The sequence below is a fragment of the Nocardiopsis alborubida genome (assembly GCF_012396365.1).
GTDB classification, from domain to species: domain Bacteria; phylum Actinomycetota; class Actinomycetes; order Streptosporangiales; family Streptosporangiaceae; genus Nocardiopsis; species Nocardiopsis alborubida.
In genome coordinates this window covers 71,189-94,361 of the sequence record NZ_JAAXPG010000026.1, presented here as the reverse complement: position 1 = coordinate 94,361, position 23,173 = coordinate 71,189, and the positions used below count along the sequence as shown (strand labels likewise).

The 23,173-nt window shown below is 72.0% G+C and carries 23 protein-coding genes; 14 read left to right on the top strand and 9 right to left on the bottom strand.

Annotated features, from left to right (window positions below):
* Positions 1–229: 229 nt before the first annotated feature.
* Positions 230–988: a sulfite exporter TauE/SafE family protein gene (locus HGB44_RS24065; protein WP_061083411.1), complete on the top strand. Its 759-nt coding sequence runs from the start codon at positions 230–232 to the stop codon at positions 986–988.
* Positions 989–1,070: 82 nt separating this feature from the next.
* Here the strand turns inward: HGB44_RS24065 and HGB44_RS24060 are convergent, their stop codons facing one another.
* The 3 genes from HGB44_RS24060 to HGB44_RS24050 form a co-directional block, all read right to left on the bottom strand.
* Entirely contained in the window at positions 1,071–1,694 is a 624-nt protein-coding gene (locus HGB44_RS24060; protein ID WP_017563491.1) for an HD domain-containing protein, read from the bottom strand.
* Between the two features lie 211 nt (positions 1,695–1,905).
* Positions 1,906–2,775, bottom strand: coding sequence for an alpha/beta hydrolase family protein (locus HGB44_RS24055; protein WP_061083410.1), 870 nt, complete (start codon positions 2,773–2,775; stop codon positions 1,906–1,908).
* Complete coding sequence (locus tag HGB44_RS24050; RefSeq protein ID WP_061083409.1) at positions 2,769–3,359, bottom strand: TetR/AcrR family transcriptional regulator; 591 nt, start codon at positions 3,357–3,359, stop codon at positions 2,769–2,771. Before HGB44_RS24050 ends, HGB44_RS24055 begins: the two co-directional genes overlap by 7 nt.
* 402 nt (positions 3,360–3,761) lie before the next feature.
* Here HGB44_RS24050 and HGB44_RS24045 point away from each other — a divergent pair, with 402 nt between their 5' ends.
* A complete protein-coding gene (locus HGB44_RS24045; protein WP_061083408.1) occupies positions 3,762–5,219 on the top strand; it encodes an aldehyde dehydrogenase (NADP(+)) in 1,458 nt (485 codons plus the stop codon).
* Between the two features lie 134 nt (positions 5,220–5,353).
* Here HGB44_RS24045 and HGB44_RS24040 read toward each other — a convergent pair whose 3' ends face one another.
* Positions 5,354–5,965, bottom strand: a complete 612-nt coding sequence (locus HGB44_RS24040) for a hypothetical protein (RefSeq protein ID WP_210752082.1) — start codon at positions 5,963–5,965, stop codon at positions 5,354–5,356.
* 164 nt (positions 5,966–6,129) lie between these two features.
* Here HGB44_RS24040 and add point away from each other — a divergent pair, with 164 nt between their 5' ends.
* Entirely contained in the window at positions 6,130–7,188 is a 1,059-nt protein-coding gene (gene add, locus HGB44_RS24035) for an adenosine deaminase (RefSeq protein ID WP_061083406.1), read from the top strand.
* On the opposite strand, the gene HGB44_RS24030 is transcribed toward add, so the two are convergent.
* A complete protein-coding gene (locus tag HGB44_RS24030) occupies positions 7,185–8,306 on the bottom strand; it encodes a CapA family protein (RefSeq protein WP_061083405.1) in 1,122 nt (373 codons plus the stop codon). The two genes, add and HGB44_RS24030, sit on opposite strands and share 4 nt — an antisense overlap.
* A gap of 958 nt (positions 8,307–9,264) precedes the next feature.
* Between HGB44_RS24030 and HGB44_RS24025 the strand changes: the two genes are divergently transcribed.
* From HGB44_RS24025 to HGB44_RS24015, 3 genes are all read left to right on the top strand, one after another.
* A complete protein-coding gene (locus HGB44_RS24025; protein WP_168444125.1) occupies positions 9,265–10,308 on the top strand; it encodes a chaplin in 1,044 nt (347 codons plus the stop codon).
* 194 nt (positions 10,309–10,502) lie between these two features.
* Entirely contained in the window at positions 10,503–11,366 is an 864-nt protein-coding gene (locus HGB44_RS24020) for an SURF1 family cytochrome oxidase biogenesis protein (protein ID WP_061081469.1), read from the top strand.
* Between the two features lie 90 nt (positions 11,367–11,456).
* Positions 11,457–12,284, top strand: coding sequence for a class I SAM-dependent methyltransferase (locus tag HGB44_RS24015; protein ID WP_061081470.1), 828 nt, complete (start codon positions 11,457–11,459; stop codon positions 12,282–12,284).
* Between the two features lie 153 nt (positions 12,285–12,437).
* Here HGB44_RS24015 and HGB44_RS24010 read toward each other — a convergent pair whose 3' ends face one another.
* On the bottom strand, positions 12,438–13,103 hold the full coding sequence (locus tag HGB44_RS24010; RefSeq protein ID WP_231972498.1) for a MerR family transcriptional regulator: 666 nt from the start codon (positions 13,101–13,103) through the stop codon (positions 12,438–12,440).
* Between the two features lie 77 nt (positions 13,104–13,180).
* Between HGB44_RS24010 and HGB44_RS24005 the strand changes: the two genes are divergently transcribed.
* The 6 genes from HGB44_RS24005 (at position 13,181) to HGB44_RS23980 (ending at position 16,819) form a co-directional block, all read left to right on the top strand.
* Complete coding sequence (locus HGB44_RS24005; RefSeq protein WP_082768443.1) at positions 13,181–14,215, top strand: hypothetical protein; 1,035 nt, start codon at positions 13,181–13,183, stop codon at positions 14,213–14,215.
* Positions 14,216–14,322: 107 nt separating this feature from the next.
* A complete protein-coding gene (locus HGB44_RS24000) occupies positions 14,323–14,778 on the top strand; it encodes a GNAT family N-acetyltransferase (protein WP_061081472.1) in 456 nt (151 codons plus the stop codon).
* Between the two features lie 100 nt (positions 14,779–14,878).
* Positions 14,879–15,130, top strand: a complete 252-nt coding sequence (locus HGB44_RS23995; RefSeq protein ID WP_061081473.1) for a Smr/MutS family protein — start codon at positions 14,879–14,881, stop codon at positions 15,128–15,130.
* A 59-nt stretch (positions 15,131–15,189) separates the two neighbouring features.
* Positions 15,190–15,468 carry a type II toxin-antitoxin system prevent-host-death family antitoxin gene (locus tag HGB44_RS23990; protein ID WP_061081474.1) on the top strand — a complete coding sequence of 93 codons (279 nt, stop codon included), beginning with the start codon at positions 15,190–15,192 and terminating at the stop codon, positions 15,466–15,468.
* Entirely contained in the window at positions 15,465–15,746 is a 282-nt protein-coding gene (locus tag HGB44_RS23985; protein WP_061081475.1) for a type II toxin-antitoxin system RelE family toxin, read from the top strand. Before HGB44_RS23990 ends, HGB44_RS23985 begins: the two co-directional genes overlap by 4 nt.
* A gap of 275 nt (positions 15,747–16,021) precedes the next feature.
* Positions 16,022–16,819, top strand: coding sequence for a VOC family protein (locus HGB44_RS23980; RefSeq protein WP_061081476.1), 798 nt, complete (start codon positions 16,022–16,024; stop codon positions 16,817–16,819).
* Positions 16,820–16,885: 66 nt separating this feature from the next.
* Here the strand turns inward: HGB44_RS23980 and HGB44_RS23975 are convergent, their stop codons facing one another.
* The 3 genes from HGB44_RS23975 to HGB44_RS23965 all read right to left on the bottom strand — a co-directional run bounded on the left by HGB44_RS23975 (position 16,886) and on the right by HGB44_RS23965 (position 20,494).
* Entirely contained in the window at positions 16,886–18,457 is a 1,572-nt protein-coding gene (locus tag HGB44_RS23975; RefSeq protein WP_061081477.1) for a long-chain-fatty-acid--CoA ligase, read from the bottom strand.
* Between the two features lie 135 nt (positions 18,458–18,592).
* The gene (locus tag HGB44_RS23970) at positions 18,593–19,609 is read right to left on the bottom strand and encodes an amidohydrolase family protein (protein ID WP_061081478.1); all 1,017 of its coding nucleotides are present in this window, start codon (positions 19,607–19,609) and stop codon (positions 18,593–18,595) included.
* Between the two features lie 45 nt (positions 19,610–19,654).
* Entirely contained in the window at positions 19,655–20,494 is an 840-nt protein-coding gene (locus HGB44_RS23965) for an EamA family transporter (RefSeq protein ID WP_061081520.1), read from the bottom strand.
* Positions 20,495–20,934: 440 nt separating this feature from the next.
* On the opposite strand from HGB44_RS23965, the gene HGB44_RS23960 reads away from it, so the two are divergent.
* The gene (locus tag HGB44_RS23960; protein ID WP_061081479.1) at positions 20,935–21,231 is read left to right on the top strand and encodes a DUF4287 domain-containing protein; all 297 of its coding nucleotides are present in this window, start codon (positions 20,935–20,937) and stop codon (positions 21,229–21,231) included.
* Between the two features lie 539 nt (positions 21,232–21,770).
* Complete coding sequence (locus tag HGB44_RS23955; RefSeq protein ID WP_061081480.1) at positions 21,771–23,063, top strand: MFS transporter; 1,293 nt, start codon at positions 21,771–21,773, stop codon at positions 23,061–23,063.
* Positions 23,064–23,173: the final 110 nt, after the last annotated feature.

Sequence of the window (23,173 nt, the reverse complement as noted above, 5' to 3'; positions counted from 1 at the left end):
CTCCGCCGTTCGGCACCCGGACGCGCCGACCCCTGAGCGAGGGGGCCCGCCCCGTCGGCCGGTCCCCGGATGTCGGACCGGTTGACGCAAGGCCGGGCCGAGAGGGCCTGAGCCCGGTACTGGACCGGGCTCGGGCCCTCCGCGCATCCCGGCATGATCATCCGATGACCCGCTCTCGTAGTCTGTTGTCGCCCTCGACCGTCGGGGGCGGACAGGGAGAGCTGGGCGGATGGAACTCTGGGAGGCGGCGGTCATCCTTCTCGCCGGTGTGGCAGCCGGCGGGATCAACGCCATCGCGGGGTCGGGGACGCTGTTCACCTTCCCCGTGCTCCTGGCGCTCGGCTATCCGCCGATCACCGCGACCGTCTCCAACAGCATCGGCCTGGCCCCCGGGACGCTCAGCGGCACCATCGCCTACCGCCGGGAGCTGGCGGGCCAGCGCACCCGCGTCCTCCGGCTGGGCAGCATGTCCTTCCTCGGCGCGGTGACCGGCGCCCTGCTGCTGATCTACCTGCCCCCGGGCGTGTTCGAGGCCGTGGTGCCGTTCATGATCGGCTTCGCCTGCGTGCTGATCGTTCTCCAGCCGCGGATCACCCGGTGGGTCCGCTCGCGCAGGCCCGCCCACAGGGACGGCGGTCCGCTGCTGCCGTTGGGCGCCTACGCGACCGGTGCCTACGGGGGCTACTTCGCCGCGGCCCAGGGGATCATCCTCATGGGCATCCTCGGCACCGCCCTGGACGAGGAGCTCCAGCGGCTCAACGCCCTGAAGAACATGCTCGCCACCATCGTCAACACCACGGCGTCGGTGTTCTACATCATCCTGGCCGAGCCGGCCTGGCCGGTGGTCGGCCTCATCGCCTGCGGGACGATCATCGGCGGGTACCTGGGCGGAAGGTTCGGGCGCAGGCTCAGCCCGGCCGCCCTGCGGGTGTGCCTGGTGCTCGTGGGCCTGTCCGCAGCGGTCCAGATCCTCATGGGCCGGGTCTGACCCAGAGACGCAGGGCCCCGCACGGGCCCCGCGGTGCCCGCCGGGGTTTTCCGGGAGGCGGTTCGGCGCCGGGCCCCGCCGCTCAGGTCCGGAAGTACCCGCGGCGGTCGGCGTCGTCCACCAGGGCGGTCGCGTAGGCGCCCAGCGCCTCCGACCCCTCCTGGATCAGCTTGACCTTCTCCATCACCTGCGCCCGGGTGATACCGAAGCGCACCCACGTGCCGCCCTCGTTGTGCCAGTTGGCGAGCATGGGCGAGAGCCGGTCGACCGCGCGGGCGAACCGCGCCTCGGCGGTGGCGCGCGCCTCGAACTCCTCCCACAGCTCGCGGGCCCGCTCGGCCTGGTCCTCGGGCAGGAGGGGGAAGATGCGGTCGGCCGCGGCGCGCTCGCGCTCCGCCTGGGTCCGGGAGTTGACGGTGTCGAAGAGGAAGGTGTCCCCGGCGTCGATCTCGACGATGTCGTGGAGGACCAGCATCTCGACGACGCGGTCGATGTCGGTGCCCTCCGGCGCGTACTCGGCGAAGGTGCGGGCTGACAGGGCCAGGTGCCAGGAGTGCTCGGCCGAGTTCTCCCGCCGGGAGCCGTCCACCAGGAGGGACTGCCGCAGGATGCGCTTGAGTTTGTCGACTTCCAGAAGGAAGCGGAGTTGCGCGTTCAACCGCTCGTTGTCGACCCCGCTGGCAAAGACCGGTGCCGGTTCCGTCACGTGGTTCGCCCTCCTGAAGGATGAGTCGAAACGGTCAGGTGGGCCGCTCGGTGCGGCCGCCCCTGGATGATCCCATGGAACGCGCACCAGCTGTCGCGGTGGCGTCCGTCAAGGGGACGCGGGAGGAGGCGCGAGGGTGCACCCGGTGAACGGCGGGTTTCATGCCGGGCCGGGGTGCGGACGGAGCACCCGGCAGGGCCCGCCGGAGCACCTATCCGGCCGTCCGGACCTGGGAGGAAGAGCTGAGGTGCTGGTGGAACCACTCGGTCAGCGCCCGGTCGGTGAGGACTCCGGCCGGGGTGAGCGGGCCGGGTCGCAGGCCCGGCTCCGGACCGATGGCGTGGGCCAGGTCGGGGACCACGATGTGACGGAGCGCATGCTCGGGTGCGTGGGCCGCCACGGCGTCGCGCAGCGACCGGCCGTGCTCGGGGGGCACGACCTCGTCCCGGCCCCCGCTGACGACGAGCAGGGGGACGCGGTCGCGGGAGACCTCCTCGGCGCGGTCGCCGAAGTCCAGCCAGCCGCGGGTGCTGCGGGCCTGCTCGGTCCACTCGTAGGCGGTGCCCGTGCGCCGCTCCCGCGCGGCGATGACCAGGGCGGGGTCCACGACCGGGTTGACGACGGCGGCGGCGCCCACGGGCAGCCGCCCCTCGGCCAGGGTGAGCAGCACGGCCGCGGCTCCGGCGCCCACGCCGACCAGCCCGACGGGGACGTCGGTGACGGGGAAGGCGGCGCGCAGTTCGGCGGTGACGCGGTGGAGCTCGGCGGCGGCCTCCTCGACCACCGGCCCGAACAGCTCGACGAGGTAGTCGCGCTCACCGCGCCGGTTGATCTCGGCGATGCCGCCCTCGGGAAGCCGGGCCCCGAACAGGGGCAGGCCCAGGTAGACCCGCCAGGCCGGGAGCGGGGCCATGGGCACGGTTCCGGCCAGGGCGGCCTCGGCCCGGGGCGGCTCGAAGGCGTGCAGGCCCAGCACGAGCGGGGCCGGGACGTCACCGCTGGCGGGCGGCAGGGCCAGGAAGGGCACTCCGGCGGCCGTTCCGGTGACGGGCCGGGAGAGGGTGCCGGCGTCGGCTACCACGGATGGTCGCCTCCGTTGCGTTGGGAGAAGTGGGACAGGTAACTGCTGACCAGGTGCTTGGCCTCGCGGACGAGGGCCGGGTCGCCCTCGGGGTCGTCGCGGAAGGCGAGCTTGAGCACGGCGTCCGCGGCCTCGACGGCGACGTTGATGGCCCGGTCCAGTTCGTCATTGTCGGGGATGCCTGTGACAGAGACGATGATCCTGCGCAGGCGGATGGAGATGACGCGGTTGTTGTCGGCGCCTCCGTTGAGGAGGCGTGTGTCGACGATGTCACCGAAGTGCAGGCTGCGGAAGCCGGGTACGTGGCGGTGCATGTCGATGTACTCGTCGACCACCGCGTCCACGGCCAGGGTCCAGTGGCTGAAGGAGGCGTCGGCGAGGCGCTCGGTGACGCGCGCGCCGAACTGGTCGAGGAAGCGCAGGCCGAGGGCCTGGGTGATGGCCTTCTTGTCCGGGAAGAACTGGTAGACGGAACCGATGGCGACCCCGGCGCGCTCGGCGATCCTGGTCGTGGAGAGGTTGTCGTAGCCGACCTCGTCGAGGAGTTCGGCGCAGCAGTCGAGCATGCGCTGGACCCTGAGCATGCTGCGCTGCTGGGCGGGCAGCCTCCGCAGCGGCGCCTGCGCGAAGGCGAGTTCGTCGTGGGCGACGCTGGCTCGTCCACGGTCCTCGCGTGACGCGTGGTCGCTCCCCGTGCTGCCTGGGGACCGTCGTGACCGCGGGGGTGTTGAGCTTCGGGAGTTTGTCGTCACAGTCCCTATGATGCCTTTCCGGAATCACCTGGTTCCGGGGAAATTCCAGTTTCGTTCCGCCGCCCCTCCGAGGACGCGGTCAGCGGCCCGGAGCGGCGGGTACCCCGGACGGGGTCTTCCGGCCGCTGTGCGCGCGGAGGACGCAACCTGTATGGATAGCGCTTTCCTGATCGGCTCTGGCATGGTTGTATCAGGGCCGACGCAGCGTACACACCCTCCTGGAGGCTGAGAGCCATGACCACCGCCCCGGACACCACGCCGGAGGAACTCGACGCCGTCATGGAACGGGCCGCCGCGGCGGCGCCGCTCCTGGCCGCCCTCACACCGGGCGAGCGCGCCGGACTGCTGCGGGCCGTCGCCGACGCCCTGGACGGCGCCGCCGACGAGCTCGTGCCGATCGCGATGGAGGAGGCGCACTACCCGGAGGCGCGCTGCCGGGGGGAGCTGGGACGCACCACCTTCCAGCTGCGCCTGTTCGCCGATGTCCTGGAGGAGGGCTCCTACCTGGAGGCCGCCGTGGACCCGGCCGACCCCGACTGGGGGACCCCGCGCCCGGACGTGCGCCGCCTGCTGGTCCCGCTCGGGCCGGTGGTGGTGTTCGGGGCGAGCAACTTCCCGTTCGCGTTCGCCACGGCCGGGGGCGACAGCGCCTCCGCCCTGGCCGCCGGGTGCCCCGTGGTCGTCAAGGCCCACCCGGGGCACCTGCGGCTCGCCCGGCGCACCGCCGAGACGGTGGTCGCGGCGCTCGACGGCGCGGGGGCGCCCGAGGGCAGCTTCGCTTTGGTGGAGGGGGTGGAGACGGGCAAACGCGCGGTCACCCACCCGCTCACCCGGGCCGTGGGCTTCACCGGGTCCATCCCCGGTGGACGGGCCCTGTTCGACCTGGCGGCCTCGCGTCCCGACCCGATCCCCTTCTACGGGGAGCTCGGCAGCGTGAACCCGGTGTTCGTCACCCGCGGGGCCGCCGCCGCGCGCGGCGACGAGATCCTGGGCGGGTACGCGGACTCGGCCACCATGGGATCGGGCCAGTTCTGCACCAAGCCCGGCGTGCTGTTCGTGCCGGAGGAGACCAAGCTCGACGCCCTCGTCGCCGACTTCGGCGCGCGTGCCGCCGCCCCGCTGCTCAACGAGCGGGTCTCCGAGGGCTTCGTGCGCGGGCTGGACGCCCTGAGCGCCCACCCGGCCACCGAGGTGCTGGTCCAGGGCGTGCGCACCGGCGACGACTGGACCCCGTCCCTGCTGCGCACCGACCTGGACTCCCTGCTGGAGAACGCCGAGACCCTCCTGGAGGAGTGCTTCGGCCCGGTCACGCTCGTGGTCACCTACCCCGACGAGCGGCGGCTGCTGGAGGCGGCAGGGGTGTTCGGCGGCCAGCTCACCGTGACCGTGCACGGGGAGGAGGACGACGAGATCGCGCCCGCGCTGCTGGCGCTGGGCGCGTCCCTGGCCGGACGGGTGCTCTGGAACAGCTGGCCGACCGGGGTGGCGGTCACCTACGCCATGACCCACGGCGGCCCCTACCCGGCCACCACCGCGCCGCTGCACACGTCGGTGGGCACCACCGCGGTCCGGCGCTTCCTGCGCCCGGTCACCTACCAGTCGGTCCCGCAGTCGCTGCTGCCCCGGGAGCTGCGCGACGACAACCCGCTGGGCGTGCCGCGCCGCGTGAACGGCGCCGCGCCCTCCGCCTGACCGCCCGCCGGGCGCGTCGGCGGACGCGCCCGGCAGGTGCCGCGCCTATGGGGTGTGCCGCGGAGCGCCTTCCCGAGCGGGTGGCGCGTCGTACGCGGAGTTCCGGGGTGCACGGTGCGCGGGTCCGGCGGTTCCTACGGGTGCCGTGCCCCGGCGGCGTAGCGGTCGTAGGCCTGGCTCAACGCCTCGGCCCGGCGCCGTCTCCTGGCCGCGTCGGCCGGATGCCGCCAGGCGGCCCAGAGGCAGAGGGCGGCGACGAGGGAGTGGATCGTGACCTCGGGAAAGGTCACCGGGGTGAGGCCCTCCACCACCAGGGTGCGGGCGGTCATGACCGCCACGCCCAGCGCGGCCACCGCCAGGAAGGCGCGCCAGGCCCGCGGAAAGCGCACGTCGAGCTTGCGCGCCTCCTGGTCGGCCAGGATCCGGGCCAGCCGGTCGGCCTCGGGGGCGGACCCCAGCACTCCCCACGCCAGCAGTCGTTCGGCCACCGCCACGCGTACCGGGTCGGCGTCGGCGGGGAGGGGGTCGCCGCGGACGAGCACGCGCGTCTCCCAGGCGGCCAGTTCACCGCAGAGCGCTGTCGCCCCGACGACCAGGACCAGTCCGGCGCCGGAGTAGGCCAGGAACCGCGCGGGGGTGTCCGTGAGGTGGGCGGTCGGAACCAGGCAGACCAGCCACAGGACGAGGAAGGCGATCCCGAAGATCAGGTAGGCGAAGAGGCGCGGCCTGTTCTGCGCGCGGATCATGTTGCGCGCACGGAACACGGCGGGGCCCGACGGGGGACGCGGAAACCTCGGCGGGGGCTGGGGGACCACCCCCTCACCTTATCCGGGCCCGCTTCTGACGGACGGCTGTGAACTTGGCCGGCGAGGGCTTGGGGGCGGCCTCCCGGTACGCGTAACTTGACGCCATGCACACCCACTCCACGCCTACCGACGTCGATGCGCTCGTCCGCGACCTGCCCAAGGTGGAACTGCACGTCCACCTCGAAGGTTCGATGCCCGCCGACACCCTGTTCGACCTCGCCCGCCGACACGGCGTCACCGACGTACCCGACACCCTGGAGGCACTCCGGGACTGGTACGTCTTCACCGACTTCCCGCACTTCGTCGAGGTCTACCTGGCCTCGGTCACGACCCTGCGCGAGGAGCAGGACTTCGCCCTCCTGGCCTCCGCGGTCGCCGAACGCCTGGCCGCGCAGAACGTGCGCTACGCCGAGATGCACGTCAGCCTCTACACCCACCTGATGCGCGGAGTGCCCGCCCGCGTGGTCTTCGACGGCATCGAGGAGGCCCGCCGCGCGGCCGAGAGCCGACACGGCATCCAGCTGCGGTGGATCCCCGACTTCCCCGCCGACTTCGGGCTGGAGAGCGCCGAGGCCACCGTGGAGGCGGTCCTGCGCGACGCGCCGCCCAGCGTCGTCGGCTTCGGCGTCGGAGGCGTGGAGACCCCGCTGGAGCAGTACGCCGGGGTGTTCGGCAGGGCCCGCGCCGCCGGGCTGGCCAGCCTGCCGCACGCCGGTGAGCACGGCGGCCCCGAGCGGGTGCGCGAGGCCCTGGACGCGCTCGGCGCCGAGCGCATCGGCCACGGCATCGACTCCATGCGCGACGAGGCGCTGGTCGGCCGCCTGGCGGAGGGGCGCATCCCGGTGGACGTCAGCCCCACCTCCAACGTGTGCACCCGCGCCGTGGCGGAGCTGGGCGACCACCCGCTGCCCCGCATGCTGGAGGCCGGTCTGCTGGTCACCCTCAACACCGACGACCCGACCATGTTCGGCACCGACCTGAACAGCGAGTACCGCGCCGCGCACGCGCTGGGCCTGGACGCCGCCGACCTGGTCGGACTCGCCGCGAACGGCGTGCACGCCTCCTACCTGGGCGCGGCCCGCCGCCACGCGCTGCTGGCCGAGATCGGCGAGGTCGCCGCGCGCCACGGCGTCGACCCGGCGAAGGTCGCGGCGCTGCGCTAGGCGGGCGAGTCGACGAGCGGCAGCCCGCACTGTGCGCGCATGTCCACCCAGGTCCGCGCGGCCTGCGCGGCGGCCTCGCCCTCGTAGGGGACGGGGACGCCGCCCTGGATCCGCGCCGGGGCCCAGTCCGACCGGGTCACGCTGCCCTGGTCGAAGGTGAGGGTGAGCACGCCCGTCTCCGCGGTGGGGCCCTCGAAGTTGTAGAAGACGAAGTTGCCCAGACCGTAGTGCACGTAGGAGTCGCCCAGGAACCCGCCCGGGGACAGCACGTGCGCGTGGCCGCCGACGACGGCGGACGCGCCCGCGTCGACCAGTTCCCGGGCCAGGGCGGGGGCGTGCGGGAGCGGGCAGTGCGAGCCCTCCAGGCCCCAGTGCAGGAAGACCGCGACGTTGTCGTGCTCGGCGGCGGCCTCCGAGACGGCGGTGAGCAACCGCTGCCTCATCTCGCCCTTGGTGGTGGCCAGGCCGGGCTTGCCCTCTCCCGCCGTCCACTCCGCCATGAGGTGGTCGTCCAGGACGTCGGTGGCGCCGAACAGGGCGACGCTCTGACCGTTGACCTCGGCGACGTGGGGCGTGTACGCCTCCTCGGCGTCGTGCCCGGCGCCGACCAGCGACACGGGTGAGGCCCCGCCGTTGGCCAGGGTGTCGGTCAACCCGTCCACGCCGTAGTCCATGCCGTGGTTGTTGGCGATGGTCGCCACGTCCACCCCCGCTGCGTCCAGGGCCTCCAGGGCGGTGGCGGGCGCGCGGAACGCGTACGTCTTGTCGGGGGCCGGGGTGCCGCCCTGGGTGACCGCGGTCTCCAGGTTGACCATGGCCAGGTCGGCGGCCGAGAGCTGCCCCGCGATCGGTGCGAGCGCGCTCTGGGGGGCGGCCAGGGCCGGTTCGAGCATGCCCTCGAACATCACGTCACCGCCGAAGGCGATGGTGAAGGGCTCCGAGGCCCCGGGCTCCGCGCCGGGCGAGGGGGAGGCCGTGTCCTCCTCGGTGGGGGCGACCGCGCCCCCGGACTGCCCCGGTGCCCCGTCGCCCGAGGCGCAGGCCGTGAGAAGGAGGAGGGTCAGTGCCGCGGCACCGGACGCCGTGCGCGTGCGGGGACGCGGGGGTACGGGTTGCATGCATGCTCCAGTGGGGCGGGGGAAACGGGCGGCATGTCCTTATTGAGACGCACATCACACATTTCCGGTTGGCCTTCATGGCTGGAGGGAGCCGGATGTTCCGATCCGTCACCGGCGATGACCACGGGTGTTCGTGCCCCTACCACGCGGGTGCGGTGCCGAGTCCGGGTGCCGACGGGTGTCGACGGTTCGCCGGGCCCAGGGTAGGGGCGTGTGACCAGCGCTTTTGTTGCGTTTGGTGAGGTCAGGGGCCTGCGGGCTCCCTGGAGTCCCTGGGGCTGAAGAGAATCGTGCTCAAGGGTGACAAACAGCACGTACCTCTTTGGTGGTCACGGTCCCGGCGGTCGCGCCCCCGGGGGCTCGCCTCCGGCGGCCGTGGCCCCGGCGGCCGCGCCTCCGGGCGGTGGGGCGCCACTGGCGGGGTTCCGCGAGCGGAACCCCCTTTTCCGACTTTTATCCCATAAGGGAATTCTCTTGCTCAAGAGGGAAAACTGTCAGGGTTTTGGGCGCTGGAGGGCGGCCTGGATACGAATCTGCGAAGTTGCTTAGTAGGTTCGCTTTTGAGGTTTACCGGGAAAATTTTCTTTTCCTGATGCAACCCCAGGTGGGTGTTCATAAGCAGTACGTAGTCGATCGGATGTGCTGTGAACTGCTATTCTCGCCTTGAGTAGCAAGTCAGTTGCTGGCTGTACTTGTACTGGTGAAGTGTATTTCCCGAAAACGCCTGCGAGCCTTCGGTTGCTTGCTAACGTTTCGGTCCGTCGGCGGTTCCGCGAACTTTCGGACCGCGACTTCACACACGCGGGTCACCCCGCCGCCACGCGGCGTTCTCCGCTGGCGGACCCGCCCCGCCGTGGACAGCCGGACCCGCGAGACGACGCGGGTACCGGTCCCGCTGCGGACCAGCGTCGCGACTGCGCGATCCCCAAGCCGTATCCGTGAAAGGTCACCTCCGCACATGCGCAACACACTCCGTTACTCCTTCGCCACCGTCATGACCGCCGGACTGGTCGTGGCGCCCGTCGCGGCGACCTTCGCCGACACCACCACCAGCGGCTCCGGCGGGATCGGCAGCGGGAACCAGGTCGTCGTGCCCGTGGACGTCGAGGCCGAACTGTGCGGCAACTCGATCGCGATCCTCGGCATCTCCAGCGCCACGTGCACCCAGGTCTCGGAGGTCCTCTACGAGGCCAGCGGCCAGGGCGGGGCCTCCACGGACGGCTCCGGCGGTGTGGCCAGCGGCAACCAGATCATCGTCCCCGTGGACGCCGCGATCGACGCCTGCGGCAACGCGGCCGCGGTCGGCGGCATCAGCCAGGCCGAGTGCGTCGAGGTGGTCGAGGTCCTGGAGGAGGAGAGCGCCGACGCGCCCACCACCAGGACCGACGGCTCCGGCGGTGTGGCCAGCGGCAACCAGATCATCGTCCCCGTGGACACCGCCATCAACGTCTGCGGCAACTCGGTGGCCATCCTGGGCGGCTCCAGCGCCAAGTGCACCACCATCATCAACATCATCCAGGCCTCCCCCGAGAACGAGGGCTCCCCCGACGCCGCCACCAGCGGCGCGGGCGGGATCGGCAGCGGCAACCAGGTCGTGGTCCCGGTCGACGCGGCCGTCGACATCTGCGGCAACGCCGTGTCCGTGCTCGGCCTGGCCGAGGGCTCCTGCATGGAGATCATCTCCGAGGAGGAGCCGGAGGAGCCCGGCGAGGAGAACCCCGGCGAGCCCGAGAAGCCCGAGGAGGAGAAGCCGGAGGAGGAGAAGCCCGAGGAGCCGGGTGAGGAGAAGCCCGAGGAGCCCCGCGAGGAGGACAAGGACGAGGACGACTCCAGCACCGGCGAGGAGCCCTCCGAGCCCCAGGCCGACGAGCAGCTCCCGGTGACCGGCGGTGCCCTGGCCGGTCTGGTCGCCGCGGGCATCGCCGCGGTCGGCGCCGGCGGTGCCGGGCTGTACTTCGCCCGCAGGCGCAAGGCCGCCGCCGTGACCGGCGACGACGAGTAGCACGGGCGGGACCTGAGTTCCTGCTCACACACGCGGGGCCGCCGGCGACCGGCGGCCCCGTCCGCGTGCGGTCGGTGGGCGTGCGGCGGTCGGCCCCGTCCGCGGCAGCGGGTCCGGGCACGTGCGCGGGGCCGCGCGGCGCGGGGGAGAGGGTCGGTGCGAGGCGGCCGGAAGCGTCTCCTAACCTCGAAGACGTGCTCAAAGTCCTGTTCTCGCAACGCATGCTGGCCTTCCACGCGCTGGTGCTGGTGCTGGTGCCCAGCTTCGTCTGGCTGGGCTTCTGGCAGCTGGACCGGGCCGGGCAGCGCGGCGCGGCGGTCGACCTCCAGCAGTCCAACCTCGCCGCCGATCCCGTGCCGGTGGCAGAACTGTCCCGGGTCGGCGAGGACGTCGATCCCGACGACCGTTGGCGCACCGTCGAGGCCACCGGCACCTGGGACACCGAGCACGAGCTGTTGCTGCGCAACCGCGACGGCTCCGGGGGCGTGGGCTTCCACGTGCTCACCCCGCTGGTCACCGAGGAGGGGCCCGCGGTCCTGGTCAACCGCGGATGGGTCGAGCGCGGCGCGACCGCCCTCGACCAGCCGGAGGTGCCGCCCGTGCCCGGGGGCGCCGTGGAGGTGGCCGGGCGCCTGCACTACTCCGAGACCGAGGAGAACACCGGACTGCGCAACCGCGACGACCTGCCCGAGGGGCAGATGATGATGGTCGACGTGGACCGGATCGCCGCGGATCTGCCCTACCCGGTCTACGGCGGGTACGTCGATCTGACCCGGCAGGACCCGATGCCTGACGCGGCGCCCGAGCCGGTCACCCTGCACGAGGAGGACGCGGGGATGAGCGCGTCCTACGCCGTGCAGTGGTGGGTGTTCGCGGTCGTCGCCGTCGGGGGCTGGGTCTTCCTCGTCCGCCGCGAGATACGGGACGCCCGCGAGGCCGAGGCCGGGGCGGCTGAGCCCGAGGACACCGAGGAGACCGGCGGGGGTTCGGTGCGGGGCGGGGAACCGGGTGAAGACCCCGGCGCGACCGCGGGCACGGGCCGGTCGGGAACCGCCTGACACGGAGGCCGGACGGGGAGCGTCCGGGCGCCCGGCGCCGACCTCGCACCGAAGCCTCGTGAGCGCTCGTCTTCTGGGAGGCTGGGGCACATGAACGATGACGGCTATCCGGATCCCGGGCGCGTCGGGCGCCGAGCGGTGGACGCGGCGGAGAGCGCCCGCGCCGGGCGTCTGTGGTGGGACGGCGCGGCCGACGCCTACCAGGCCGAGCACGGGGCCTTCCTCGGCGACGCCGAGTTCGTGTGGTGCCCGGAGGGGCTGACCGAGGCCGAGGCGCGCCTGCTCGGCGATCCTGGGGACCTCCCGCGGGCCCGGGTCCTGGAGGTGGGCTGCGGCGCGGGCCAGTGCGGACGGTGGCTGCGCGCCCAGGGGGTGTGCGAGGTGGTCGGGTTCGACCTGTCCTTCCGCCAGCTCCAGCATTCGCGCAGGATCGACGAGGGGACCGGGCACGCGCTGGCGACCGTGCAGGCCGACGCCCAGCGGCTGCCGTTCGCCGACGCCGCCTTCGACGTGGTGTTCTCCTCGTTCGGGGCCTTCCCGTTCGTGCCCTCCGCCGACGACGCCCTGGCCGAGGCCGCGCGGGTGCTCAGGCCCGGGGGGCGGCTGGTGTTCTCGGTGACCCACCCGATCCGGTGGAGCTTCCCGGACGACCCCGGCGAGGGCGGGTTCACCGTGCACCAGTCCTACTTCGACCGCCGCGCGTACGTGGAGGAGGACGAGGGCGGCGAGGCGGTCTACGTGGAGCACCACCACACGGTGGGAGACTGGGTGCGCGGGATCGCCCGCGCGGGCCTGGTGCTGCGGGACCTGGTCGAACCGGAGTGGCCCGAGGGGCTGGAACGGGTGTGGGGCGGCTGGGGGCCGGTGCGCGGCCGGATGATCCCCGGCACCGCGATCTTCTCGGCTGACCGGCCCTGAGCCTCCGGAGGAAGGGGCGGCGCGTACGCGGTCTCTCCGGTTCACGGTTCCGAAGGCCCCGCCGGGCCTCCGGCGGGGCCAGGGCTCTTCGGTCGGATACCGGAGCGGTGAGCGGGACCCTCGAGGCCGTGCCGTAGTGCCGCGCCCGCCCTCTCAGCAGTCGTCGGTCACCGCCCCCGACCTGCGTGCGGACTCGTCGGCCTGCGCGAGCCTGCGCAGGACGGCCAGCAGGGTGTCGCCCAGGACGGTGCGCACCACGGCCCCCTCCAGGATCGCGTCGGTCTCGCTGACGCCCTCCAGAACGTCGAGGTCCACCCGCGCCGCCTGTTCCGCGGCGGCGGCGTAGCCGTCGAACTCGGCGTCACTGAGCGGATGGCCCGCGCTCCGGTAGGCGGCGACCACCCCGGCCAGGTCGGTGACGGCGCGGTCGCTGGAGTAGACGCGCCAGTTCAGGCGCTCGACCAGAGCCTCTACCCGCTCCATGTCCGCGTCCTCCGCGCCTTCGAATCCCTTCGCGGCCGGGGTGAGGTCGTTCAGGGTCCGGCCGAGCAGTTGGTGGGTGGTGGGCCCGGGGGCGTCCACGTGGGCGATGATCTCGCGGACGGCGGCGATGGACAGCCCGCCCACGTCGGTCAGGGCGCGCACCAAGCGCAGGCGGCGCAGGTGCTCCTCGCCGTATCTCGCCTGGTTGCGGCCGGTGCGCTCGCCCCGGGGAAGCAGACCCTCCCGCAGGTAGTACTTCACCGTCGGCACCGGGGTGCCCGACCGTTCGCTCAGCTCGGCCATGCGCATGGGCTCGTCCTCGTTTCTCGTCTCCACTCCTTGCGGTGTCCACCCTATTTGGATAATACTAGTATCCATTATGGATAGTTAAAGTATCCAGAAAGAGGAGTCACATGGACGCCCCCTCGCCCTCACCCGTCCGTCCCCGCACCGACCCCCTCCGCCGGACCGCGCTGACCGCGCTGGACTGGCACCGCCCCCTCACGGTCACCGCCGCTCTGTGCCTCGCCCTCCTGGCCGTGGCCGTGGTCGGCCTCCTCCTGGACGACCGCGTCGTGCACGGTGACCCGGTCTGGCTCAAGCCCGCCAAGTTCGCCGTGTCCATCGGGGTCTACAACGTCACCCTGGCCTGGCTGCTGTCGCTGCTCACACGGTGGCGGCGCACCGGCTGGTGGCTCGGCACGGTCGTGGCGGCCATGCTCGCCGGGGAACTCGTCGCGGTCGTGTTCCAGGCGGTGCGCGGCGAACCCAGCCACTTCAACTACGCGACGCCCCTCGACTCGGCCGTCTACAACGCCATGGCCGCCATGGTCGTCACCGTGTGGGTCGCCAACCTCGCCATCGGCGTCCTGCTGCTCGTGCAGCGGCTCGACGACCGCTCCACGACCTGGGCGATCCGGATCGGCATCGCGATCGGGCTCGTGGGTATGGGCCTGGCCTACCTGATGACCTCCCCCACCGCGGAGCAGATGACCACCATGCGGGAGGGAGGCGTCGCCGAGGTCATCGGCGCGCACACCGTCGGATACGAGGACGGCGGTCCGGGCCTTCCGCTCGTGGGCTGGAGCACCGTCGCGGGCGACCTGCGCGTGCCGCACTTCGTCGGTCTGCACGGGCTCCAGGTGATGGTCCTGCTCGCACTGGCGCTGATGGCCTGGCGGGGGCGGTACCCGCGCCTGGCGTCGGACGCGCTCCGGCTCCGGGTGGTCGCCGTGGTGGGCGCCTCCTACAGCGCTCTGGTCGCCCTGACCACCTGGCAGGCACTGCGCGGCCAGTCGGTCGTGCGTCCCGACCCCCTCACCCTCGCCGTCGCCGGGACGCTGGGGGCGGTCACCCTGCTCGGCCTGTGGTGGGCGTTCCGGCGGAGGAGAGGGGAGCGGAGTGAGCGGGGTGCGTCGGTCCCGGGGCGGGGGTCCGGGCACCCCTGAGCGGTTTCCCGCACCCGGAGCGGGCGGGTCCGCGAAAGGGGTTCGCGGACCCGTCGGCGGGTATTCCGGGCCCGGAACACCCGCCGACGACGAGCAGGAGCCCCCGCGTGGCCGACGTCCGTGTCCGAACCGCCCTCCCCTCCGACCACCCGCGCATCGTGGCGGTCTGTGACGACTGGTGGGAGCGCCCCGTGGCGCACATCCTCCCCAGGCTCTTCCTCGACCACTTCCACACCACCAGCCTCATCGCCGAGGAGGAGGGGGAGCTGGCGGGCTTCCTGGTCGGCTTCCCCTCGCCGTCCGTGCCCGAGGAGGCGTACGTGCACTTCGCCGGGGTGGCCCCGGGGCACCGCAGGACGGGACTCGCGAACGGGCTGTACCGGCGCTTCGCGGACGGGGCGCGGGAACGCGGGTGCGCGGTCGTGCGCGCGGTCACTTCCCCCGCCAACGAGCGCTCCATCGCCTTCCACCGCGCCCACGGCTTCACCGTCACCGGACCGCACGCCGACTACGAGGGGCCGGGCGTGGACCGGATGGTCTTCACCCTGCGCCTCGGGGCGTGACGGGGGAGGCCACGGGCACCGGAGGGAAAGATCGTGCCGTGGCCTCGGCGCGCGGATCCGCGCCGCGTATGATCCGGCTACCGGAAGCGGAGGAGGCACGGTGCGGCTCAAACTCGACCTGCACGACATCTTCAACAAGGGCAGGGACATCGACCGGGCCCTCAGCGACATCATGGACGAGGCCGAGCGCACCGGGGCCAAGAGCGTCGAGATCATCCCCGGCAAGGGGTCCGGGCAGCTGAAGAAGCGGGTGCTGCGCTTCCTCGACCGCAAGGACGTCAAGGCCCGCTACCACCGGGTCGAGAAGGACTCCAAGAACTTCGGCCGCCTGTTCGTGCACTTTCGGCACTGAGTACGCCCTATAGGGACACCATCTTAGCCAAGTTAGCCAACTTGGCGTATCGTCGGCGCATGAGCACTGAACCTGTCGAGCTGACCGTCGCGGATGCCCGCAACCACTTTTCCCAGCGTGTGAACAGGGCGGCCTTCGGCGATGAGATCACCTACGTGACCCGAGGGCGCAAGCACGAGCGCGTTGCCGCGATCGTCCCGATCGAGCTGGTCGAGGCCTACGAGGAGCTTCTCGACGAGCAGGACGGCCGTGTCGCACATCAGAGGCTGGAGGAGATCCGGTCCGGTGACGCCGAGGTCGTGCCCGCCGAGGATGTGGCCAAGGAGCTTGGCCTGTGACGGATGGGCAGCCGAGCCGCTATGAAGTGGTGTTCGACGGTCGGGCCGGCAAGGAGCTCGGCAAGTTGGACAAGCCCGTGGCTCGCCGCGTGTACGCAGCCGTGATGGCCCTGGCTGAGGAGCCGCGGCCGGACGGGTGCCGTCAGCTCAGCGGTTATCCAGGTCTGTGGCGTATCCGAGTGGGCGACCATCGGGTGGTCTACTCGATCGATGACGGCCGACTCGTCGTCCTCGCCCTGCGCGTCGCCCATCGTCGCGAGGCCTACCGCAAACTCTAGGGCCGGCTTTCCGTAAGTACGTCGATGTGAGTACTTCGGCCGCCTGTTCGTGCACTTTCGGCACTGAGCGCGTCCGCGCCGCGGCCGGGAACCGGCTGGCGCGCGGAGTCACCGGGTCCGCGTCCCCGCGTCCCGCGACGGACCCGACCGCCCCCGGCCCGCCGGACGGTCTCGGCAACGGTGAGTTGTGTGAGACTTTGCCCCTCCGATCCCCGGAACCCCTCTCATCAGGGAAGGAACCGAAGGGTGGTGCGTCGTCACGGAGAGGGACAGCGATGATCAGTACGGATTTCACACCCGGGTCTCCCTGCTGGGTCGAGGTCTCCTCACCCGACGTCGAGGCCACGGCCGCCTTCTACGGTCAGGTGTTCGGCTGGAGCTCCGAGACGCACATCCGGCAGATGGAGGGCTACAAGTTCCTGTGCAGTGACGGACTCGCCGCGGCGGGGATCAGCCCGGTCATGGGGGAGAGCGACCACCCCTCCTGGACGGTGTACTTCGCCGACTCCGACATCGAGGACACCATCACACAGGTGGAGCGGCTGGGCGGCACCCTCCTGGTGGAGCCGTTCGACATCTTCGACCTGGGCCGCCAGGCACTGTTCCGCGACCCCCAGGGCGCCTCCTTCGGCGTCTGGCGGGGGGAGATGTACCTCGGCCTGGTGGGACGGATCAACAGCCTCTGCTGGGTGGAGCTGCGGACCACCGACGCGCGCGGCGCGGCCGAGTTCTACACCGGGGTCTTCAAGTGGGACCTCAGCCCGTTCGATCCGTCCCTCGGAGGAGAGGAGGTCGGCGGGTACACGGTCCTGCGCCCCGCGGGTACCGGTGACGAGCGCACCCACGGGGGCATCCTGCAAGCGGCTCCCGGGGGCAGGGAGCGGTTCGGCGGTGAGGAGGACTGGCACCCGGTGTTCGCGGTGGCCGACTGCGAAGCCGTCGCGGAGAGGGTCGTGGCCGCGGGCGGACACGTGCACGCGGAACCGGAGAACATTTCGGGCGTGGGACGTCGCATGGTCTGCTCCGACCTCTTCCAAGCCGGATTCGTCCTGCTCAACTGGCCGCCCGGGTGATCCGGACGCCGCCCGGCCGGGAGCCCCCGCACCAGAGGGGCGCGGCCCCCGGCCGGAATCCGGCGGCTACTGCCGGGACACCGCGGACGCGCCCCCGCGCAGGACGAACTTCTGGATCTTGCCGGTGGCCGTCTTCGGGAGCTGCTCCACGAACTCCACCCGCGTGGGCGCCTTGAAGTGCGCCAGGTTGTCGCGGGCGAAGGCGATCAGTTCCTCCTCCGTGGCCGTGGCGCCCCCGCGCAGGACCACGGACGCCTTCGGCGACTCGCCCCAGCGCTCGTGCGGCACGCCCACGACGGCCGCCTCCAGCACGGCCGGGTGCCGCAGCAGGACCCCCTCCACCTCGACGGAGGAGATGTTCTCCCCGCCGGAGATGATGACGTCCTTGATCCGGTCCTGGATCTCCACGTACCCGTCCGGGTGGGTGACCGCCGCGTCGCCGGTGTGGAACCAGCCGTCGCCCATGGCCTTCTGGGTGGCCTCCGGGTCGTTGTAGTAGCCCTTCATCACCACGTTCCCGCGTACGGTGATCTCCCCGACCGTCGTGCCGTCCCAGGGCACCTCGGCGCCGTCCGCGTCCACCACCCGCAGTTCGCCGGAGGTGATCAGCTCGACCCCCTGGCGTGCCTTGACGGCGGCACGGTCGCGCGGGGACAGGCCGCCGTGCTCGGCGCGCGGCTCGCACACGGTGATGAAGGGCGTGGTCTCGGTCAGCCCGTAGACATGGGTCACGGTCCACCCGAAACCGTCCTCCAGGCGTTCGATGGTGTCGGCGGCGGGGGAGGCCCCGGCCGTCACCACATGCACGCCGGACGGAACCTCACCGCGCACCTCCTCGGGGGCGTTGGACAGCATGATCAGCACGGTGGGGGCCGCGCACAGCCAGGTGACCCCCTCGGAACGGATCAGCTCGTACACGGCGGCCGGATCCATCGCGGGCAGGCACACGTGGGTGGCGGCCGCGGCGGTCACCGTCCACGTGTAGGTCCAGCCGTTGGCGTGGAACATCGGCAGCGTCCACAGGTACCGGTCGTCGATGCCGATCCTCAGGTGGAGCAGGGTGCCCACCGAGTTCATGTACGCGTTGCGGTGGGTGATCATCACACCCTTGGGTCGGGCCGTGGTTCCGCTGGTGTAGTTGATGGTCAGCAGGTCGGTCTCGTCGATCCCGGGACGGGTGTAGTCCGCCGTGGCCTGTGCGACGAGGGCCTCGTAGTCCTCCCAGCCGGGGCGCGCCCCCTCCAGGGCGACGAACCGCTCCACGCCCGGCATCTGGTCGCGGACGCCGTCCACGGCGTCGAGCTGGTCGGCGTGCACGCACAGGACCCGGGCCCCGGAGTGGTTGACGATGTAGACGAAGTCGTCCGCCGACAGCCGGAAGTTGACCGGTACCAGCACCGCGCCGAGCTGCGGTACCGCGTAGAAGGACTCCAGCTGGGCGTGGGTGTTGGGGGAGATGTAGGCGACGCGGTCGCCCTTGGACACCCCCATGTTCTGGAGGGTGGAGGACCAGCGGTCGCAGCGGTCGAAGAACTCCTCGTAGGTGAGCCGGAGGCCACGGTCGACCACCGCTTCGCGCCGGGGGTGCAGTCTTCGGGTACGGCGGGCGAACTCCAGGGGAGTCAGGGCGAGTTCCATGGTGCCGGGTGCCTTTCCGCGTCGGTGATGGCGGGCGGTGGTCGGGGCGGCGGAGGCCGAAGGCGGCCGCCCCACGACCACCATCACCGGACGGTCGTCGGCTGTCCAGCGTCGGTCGCCGGAAGTCGGTGACGCTCAGAGCCCGAACAGCCGGGCGGCGTTGCCGTACAGGACGTCCCGCAGCCAGTCCTCGCCCAGGTCGAGCCGGGCCAGGGCCCGGAGCTGTTCGAGGTAGGGGTGGGGGATGTTCGGGAAGTCCGTGCCGAACAGGATCCGGTCCGCGACGCCCTTCAGGCGGGGCACCTCCTCGTCGGGGAAGGGCGCCCAGTCCTTGGAGAACTCGGTGAACACCATCGTGGTGTCCAGGTGGACGCGTTCGTGGCGCTCGGCCAGGTCCAGGAACGCGCGGTAGTCGGGTGCCCCGGCGTGGGCGATGACCGCGGTGAGCCCGGGGTTCGCGCGCAGGGTCTCGGCGAAGGGGTCGGGGCCGGTGAAGGGGCCCGCCTCGGGGCTCGAACCGCAGTGGACCACCACGGGCGTGCCCGCGTCCGCGAGCAGCCCCCACACGTCGGCCAGCAGAGGGTCGCGCGGGTCGTAGCGGCCGACCTGGAGGTGGGCCTTGAACACGCGGGTACCCGCGTCCAACGCCGCGGCCACGTAGTCGCTGGCCTCCGGCTCGGGGTAGAAGGTGGCGCTGCGCAGGCAGTCGGGGTTGCGGTCGGCGAAGCCGTTCGCCCAGTCGTTGAGCCAGACGGCCATGCCCGGGCGGTGCGGGTAGGAGAGGGCGGTGAAGTGCTGGACCCCGAAGCCCCGGAGCAGGGACAGGCGTTCGTCCTCGTCGAAGCGGTAGGTGATCGGCCACAGGCCGCCGAGGGCGTCGAAGTGGGCCCACACCTTGCGCAGCACGTTGTCGGGCATGAAGTGCGTGTGGACGTCGATGAGCCCGGGGAGTCCCAGGTCCTGCCAGACCGCGCGTACGGCGGCGGACTCGGGCCCGTGGTCGGGTGCGGACTCCACCGCGTGACCGGTTCCGGGACCGGGGCCGGTCCCGGAACCGGCGTCAGTGGCGGTGGTGGCGGCGGTGGTGGTGGCGGTGTCCGTCGGGGCGTTCGTCGCGGTGGCGGACCCGGCGGGGGTCGAGGCTCGTGTCACGCCGGAAACGATACGGGTAAGCGCTGGTCAGAGTCATGAAGACGCTCAGAAAGTCAGGAGGAGAACTCCGGTCACGACGATGGCGGAGGCGGCGACCCGTACCGGGCCGAACCGCTCCCCGAACAGCAGCGCGCCCAGCAGCGCGGCGAAGACGATGCTCGTCTCGCGCAGCGCGGCGATGCCCGCGACCGCGCCGGTCAGCTGCGCCCACAGCACGAGCCCGTAGGCGACCGCGCTGACCACACCGCCCAGGACCCCGAACTTCCAGACCGGCTTGAGCTGGCGCGGGAGCGCGCCACGGCGGGTGAACACCGCCACCACGAAGAACACCGGTCCCTGAAGGATCATGAGCCACGTGATGTAACCCAGTGGGTTCTGGGTGAGGCGGACCCCGTAGGCGTCGACCACGGTGTAGACGGCGATGCTGACGCCGGTGGCGAAGGCCGCCAGCAGCGCCGGGAACTGTGCGCGGCCGGGTCGGCCGCCCGCGAACACCAGCGTCGTCAGCCCGGCCGAGACGACCAGGACCCCGGCCAGGTCGGACGGGGGCATCGACTCGCCGAGGAGGATGATGCCGGTCAGGGCGACCACCCACGGCGCCGTGCCGCGCGCCATCGGGTACACCTGGCCGAACTCACCGGTCCGGTAGGAGAGCATCAGCAGGCTCATGTACAGCAGGTGGGTGACCAGCGAGGCGAGCAGGACCGGCCAGACCTCGCGCGGCGGCAGCCCCACGACCGGGAGCAGGGGCAGGGCGGCGAGCATCCCGCCGAGGCCGATCAGGGCGAACCCGAGCAGGCGGTCGGTGATGGAGTGGGCGATCGCGTTCCAGCCCGCGTGCAGGAGCGCCGCGAGCAGGACCACGGCCACGACCCACGGGGTCATGGGGCGGAGGCGGATGCCGGGGAGGGCGTCCGGCAAGGCGGGGGTGGAGGAAGCGGGCCTGGGAAAGGCTCCCGGCGGAGCGCTGGCGGAGGAGTCGGGGCCGGGGAGGGCATCGGGGGCGGAGAGGGCATCCGGCAAGGCTAGGCGTTTGTCCACAGGCCGGGGAGCGCGGGGTGGCACGGGGGGCGCGGCGGGCATACCTGTCATGGGGGACGTGTTCCACGGCGCGGAGGCCGGGGACCCCCATCAACAGCATGCTCCTCCCGGAGGCCGTCCACCACCCCGCTGCCCCGCCTGTGGACGACCCTCCTGAGCCCGCGCGCTCCGTCCCCTGCGCGCCTGCGCGTCCGAGATCCGCCTCGAAGGCTGCCGCCGCCGCTGCCGCCGGAATGTCGGAGGCGCGTGTGATCATCGGAGCCCGCCCAGTTGAGGAGGCCCCCATGTCGTTCCAGGCCTATCTGGATGCCGTCGAGGACAAGACCGGTCTGACCCCGCGCGCGCTCGTCGACCGCGCCAAGGAGAAGGGCTACGACGACCCCTCGGTCAAGGCGGGCACCATCGTGCGGTGGCTGGCCGAGGACTACGGACTGGGGCGCGGCCACGCGATGGCCCTGGTCCACGTCATCAAGAAGGGTCCGCAGATCAGCGCCAAGCACGTGGGCACCACCGGTACCCACAGGGACGCCTCCACCGAACTCTGGCTCGACGGCAAGGCGACCAGGCCGCAGACGGCCTGAGGTCGCACGCCCCTGCCTGCCCCCGGGCCCGTTCCCACCGTTCCGCCACCGTCGAAAGTCCGGAACGGTCCGGTCGAGCGGGACCGAAAGCTCCCATGGCCGAATTCGGCCACATCCTCCGCATGCCCCGCGACGGCCTCCGACGCCCTTTTCCGCCGTCGCCGCTGGCAGCCGTTCCCCGATCCCGCTCAACCCGTCCAACCCACCTTTCACACGGAACCCGGCACACTCCACTTTCCCCTCCCGGCGCGCACCGACCCACACCGGCCTGTGCCGCCTCGCGCTGACTCGAAACCCGCGTTCCTCCTGTTCAGGGCATGCGAGAAGCCAGGGAAGCAGCCACACGCACCCCAAGCCATCCCTGTGTGACTACGGGACTACACCACTCCCGGAGTGGATTTTCCAGATGATCTCTACTGTGCGGAGTACAGAACCAACAAAGCTCACTAATGCGGGCAATGCGCGCATAATGACGGAATGAGAACCACACCCCTCGACAGGTCCGCCGCGCGGTCCTGCGGACGGGGCAGTCGATCGCGATGACGGCGGAACAGGACCGCCCGCCCCGACCCCCCGGCCCGGCCCCGCCGGTCGGCGGCGCGGAGCGGTTCGTCCCCCTCGCCCGCAACCGGGACTTCCAGGTGCTCTGGACCAGCCGGTTCCTCGCGGGACTGGGCAAGGAGAGCGGCGAGGTCGCCTACCCCCTCCTCACCCTCCTCCTCGCGGGGTCGGCGGCGCAGGCGGGCGTCATCGGGGCGGCCCAGGTCACCGCGGCCATGGTCACCGCCGTCATCGGCGGTGCGCTCGCGGACCGGGCCGACCGCCGCACGGTGCTGCTGTGCTGCGACCTCGGACGGCTCGCGCTGCTCTCCCTCTTCACCGTTCTCCTGCTCACCGAGAACGTCACATTCACCGTCATCGTGGGCGTCGCGGTCGGCTCCGCCGCGCTGATGGGCGTCTCCAACCCCGTCGCGATGGCCTCCGTCAAGCAGCTGGTTCCCGCCTCGCAGATGGCCGAGGCCTCCGCCCAGAACCAGATCCGCCTCTTCAGCACCACCGCCCTCGGCGCGCCCTTCGCCGGAACCCTGTTCGGCGTTGGCCGGGTCTTCCCCTTCGCCGCCGAGGCCCTCGCCTACCTGGCGTCGGCGGCCCTGGTGATGCTCATCCGCCGCCCCATGCAGGCCCGCCGGACCGACGTGCCGGAACCGTGGACCCTGCGCGGAGCGGTCAGCGGGTTCACCGTGCTGGCCAGGCATCCGATCCTGCGGCCGATGATCTCGTGGATCGTCGGATTCAACCTCACCTACACCCAGACGGGTGCCTTCCTGGCCCTCATCGCGACCGCCGAGAGCCAGGGCGCCGACCACCTCCAGATCGGGCTGACCGTCTCCCTGGCCGGATCCGGCGGCCTGCTCGGCGCGCTGTGCGCAGGGGCGGTCATCAGGTGGGTGCGGCCTTCGGTCATCTTCCTCACCGCGGCCTGGGCCGCGCCGGTGTGCGCGCTCGGGCTGCTGTTCGCGCCCAACGTGATGTTCCTCGGGGTGATGGTGGGCTGTGTGTTCGCCATCGTGCCCTGCGTGAACGCCGTGTTCCACGGTTACGTCGCCGCGTCGGTCAGCGATCGCCACCAGGGCCGCGTCCTGGGCGCTGTCACGTTCATGGCGCTGGTCTCCCAGCCGGTGGGCATCCTCGGCATCGGGGTGATCTTCGACCACGCCGGACCCGCCTGGGTGTTCCTGACGATGGCGCTGGTCTCGGCGCTCGCCGCGCTGTTCAGCCTCTCCCCGGTCATGCGCGACCTGCCCCGGCCCGAGGAGGTGGCCGTGGCCTGACCGCGGCCCCGCCCCCCGAAGGGGCCGAGCGGTCAGGCCGCGGCCGGTCTGGTATCCGGACCGCGGCCCAGGGGGCGGTCCGGCCCGGGCGCCGGTCACCGGTCATCCGA

Bases quoted from the DNA above. Each gene is read 5' to 3' on its own strand.
- HGB44_RS24065 (WP_061083411.1), top strand. From the start codon at position 230: ATGGAACTCTGGGAGGCGGCGGTCATCCTTCTCGCCGGTGTGGCAGCC.
- HGB44_RS24050 (WP_061083409.1), bottom strand. From the start codon at position 3,359: ATGCTCAGGGTCCAGCGCATGCTCGACTGCTGCGCCGAACTCCTCGAC.
- HGB44_RS24045 (WP_061083408.1), top strand. From the start codon at position 3,762: ATGACCACCGCCCCGGACACCACGCCGGAGGAACTCGACGCCGTCATG.
- HGB44_RS24040 (WP_210752082.1), bottom strand. From the start codon at position 5,965: ATGATCCGCGCGCAGAACAGGCCGCGCCTCTTCGCCTACCTGATCTTC.
- add (WP_061083406.1), top strand. From the start codon at position 6,130: ATGCACACCCACTCCACGCCTACCGACGTCGATGCGCTCGTCCGCGAC.
- HGB44_RS24030 (WP_061083405.1), bottom strand. From the start codon at position 8,306: ATGCAACCCGTACCCCCGCGTCCCCGCACGCGCACGGCGTCCGGTGCC.
- HGB44_RS24025 (WP_168444125.1), top strand. From the start codon at position 9,265: ATGCGCAACACACTCCGTTACTCCTTCGCCACCGTCATGACCGCCGGA.
- HGB44_RS24015 (WP_061081470.1), top strand. From the start codon at position 11,457: ATGAACGATGACGGCTATCCGGATCCCGGGCGCGTCGGGCGCCGAGCG.
- HGB44_RS24005 (WP_082768443.1), top strand. From the start codon at position 13,181: ATGGACGCCCCCTCGCCCTCACCCGTCCGTCCCCGCACCGACCCCCTC.
- HGB44_RS23990 (WP_061081474.1), top strand. From the start codon at position 15,190: ATGAGCACTGAACCTGTCGAGCTGACCGTCGCGGATGCCCGCAACCAC.
- HGB44_RS23980 (WP_061081476.1), top strand. From the start codon at position 16,022: ATGATCAGTACGGATTTCACACCCGGGTCTCCCTGCTGGGTCGAGGTC.
- HGB44_RS23975 (WP_061081477.1), bottom strand. From the start codon at position 18,457: ATGGAACTCGCCCTGACTCCCCTGGAGTTCGCCCGCCGTACCCGAAGA.
- HGB44_RS23965 (WP_061081520.1), bottom strand. From the start codon at position 20,494: ATGACCCCGTGGGTCGTGGCCGTGGTCCTGCTCGCGGCGCTCCTGCAC.
- HGB44_RS23960 (WP_061081479.1), top strand. From the start codon at position 20,935: ATGTCGTTCCAGGCCTATCTGGATGCCGTCGAGGACAAGACCGGTCTG.
- HGB44_RS23955 (WP_061081480.1), top strand. From the start codon at position 21,771: ATGACGGCGGAACAGGACCGCCCGCCCCGACCCCCCGGCCCGGCCCCG.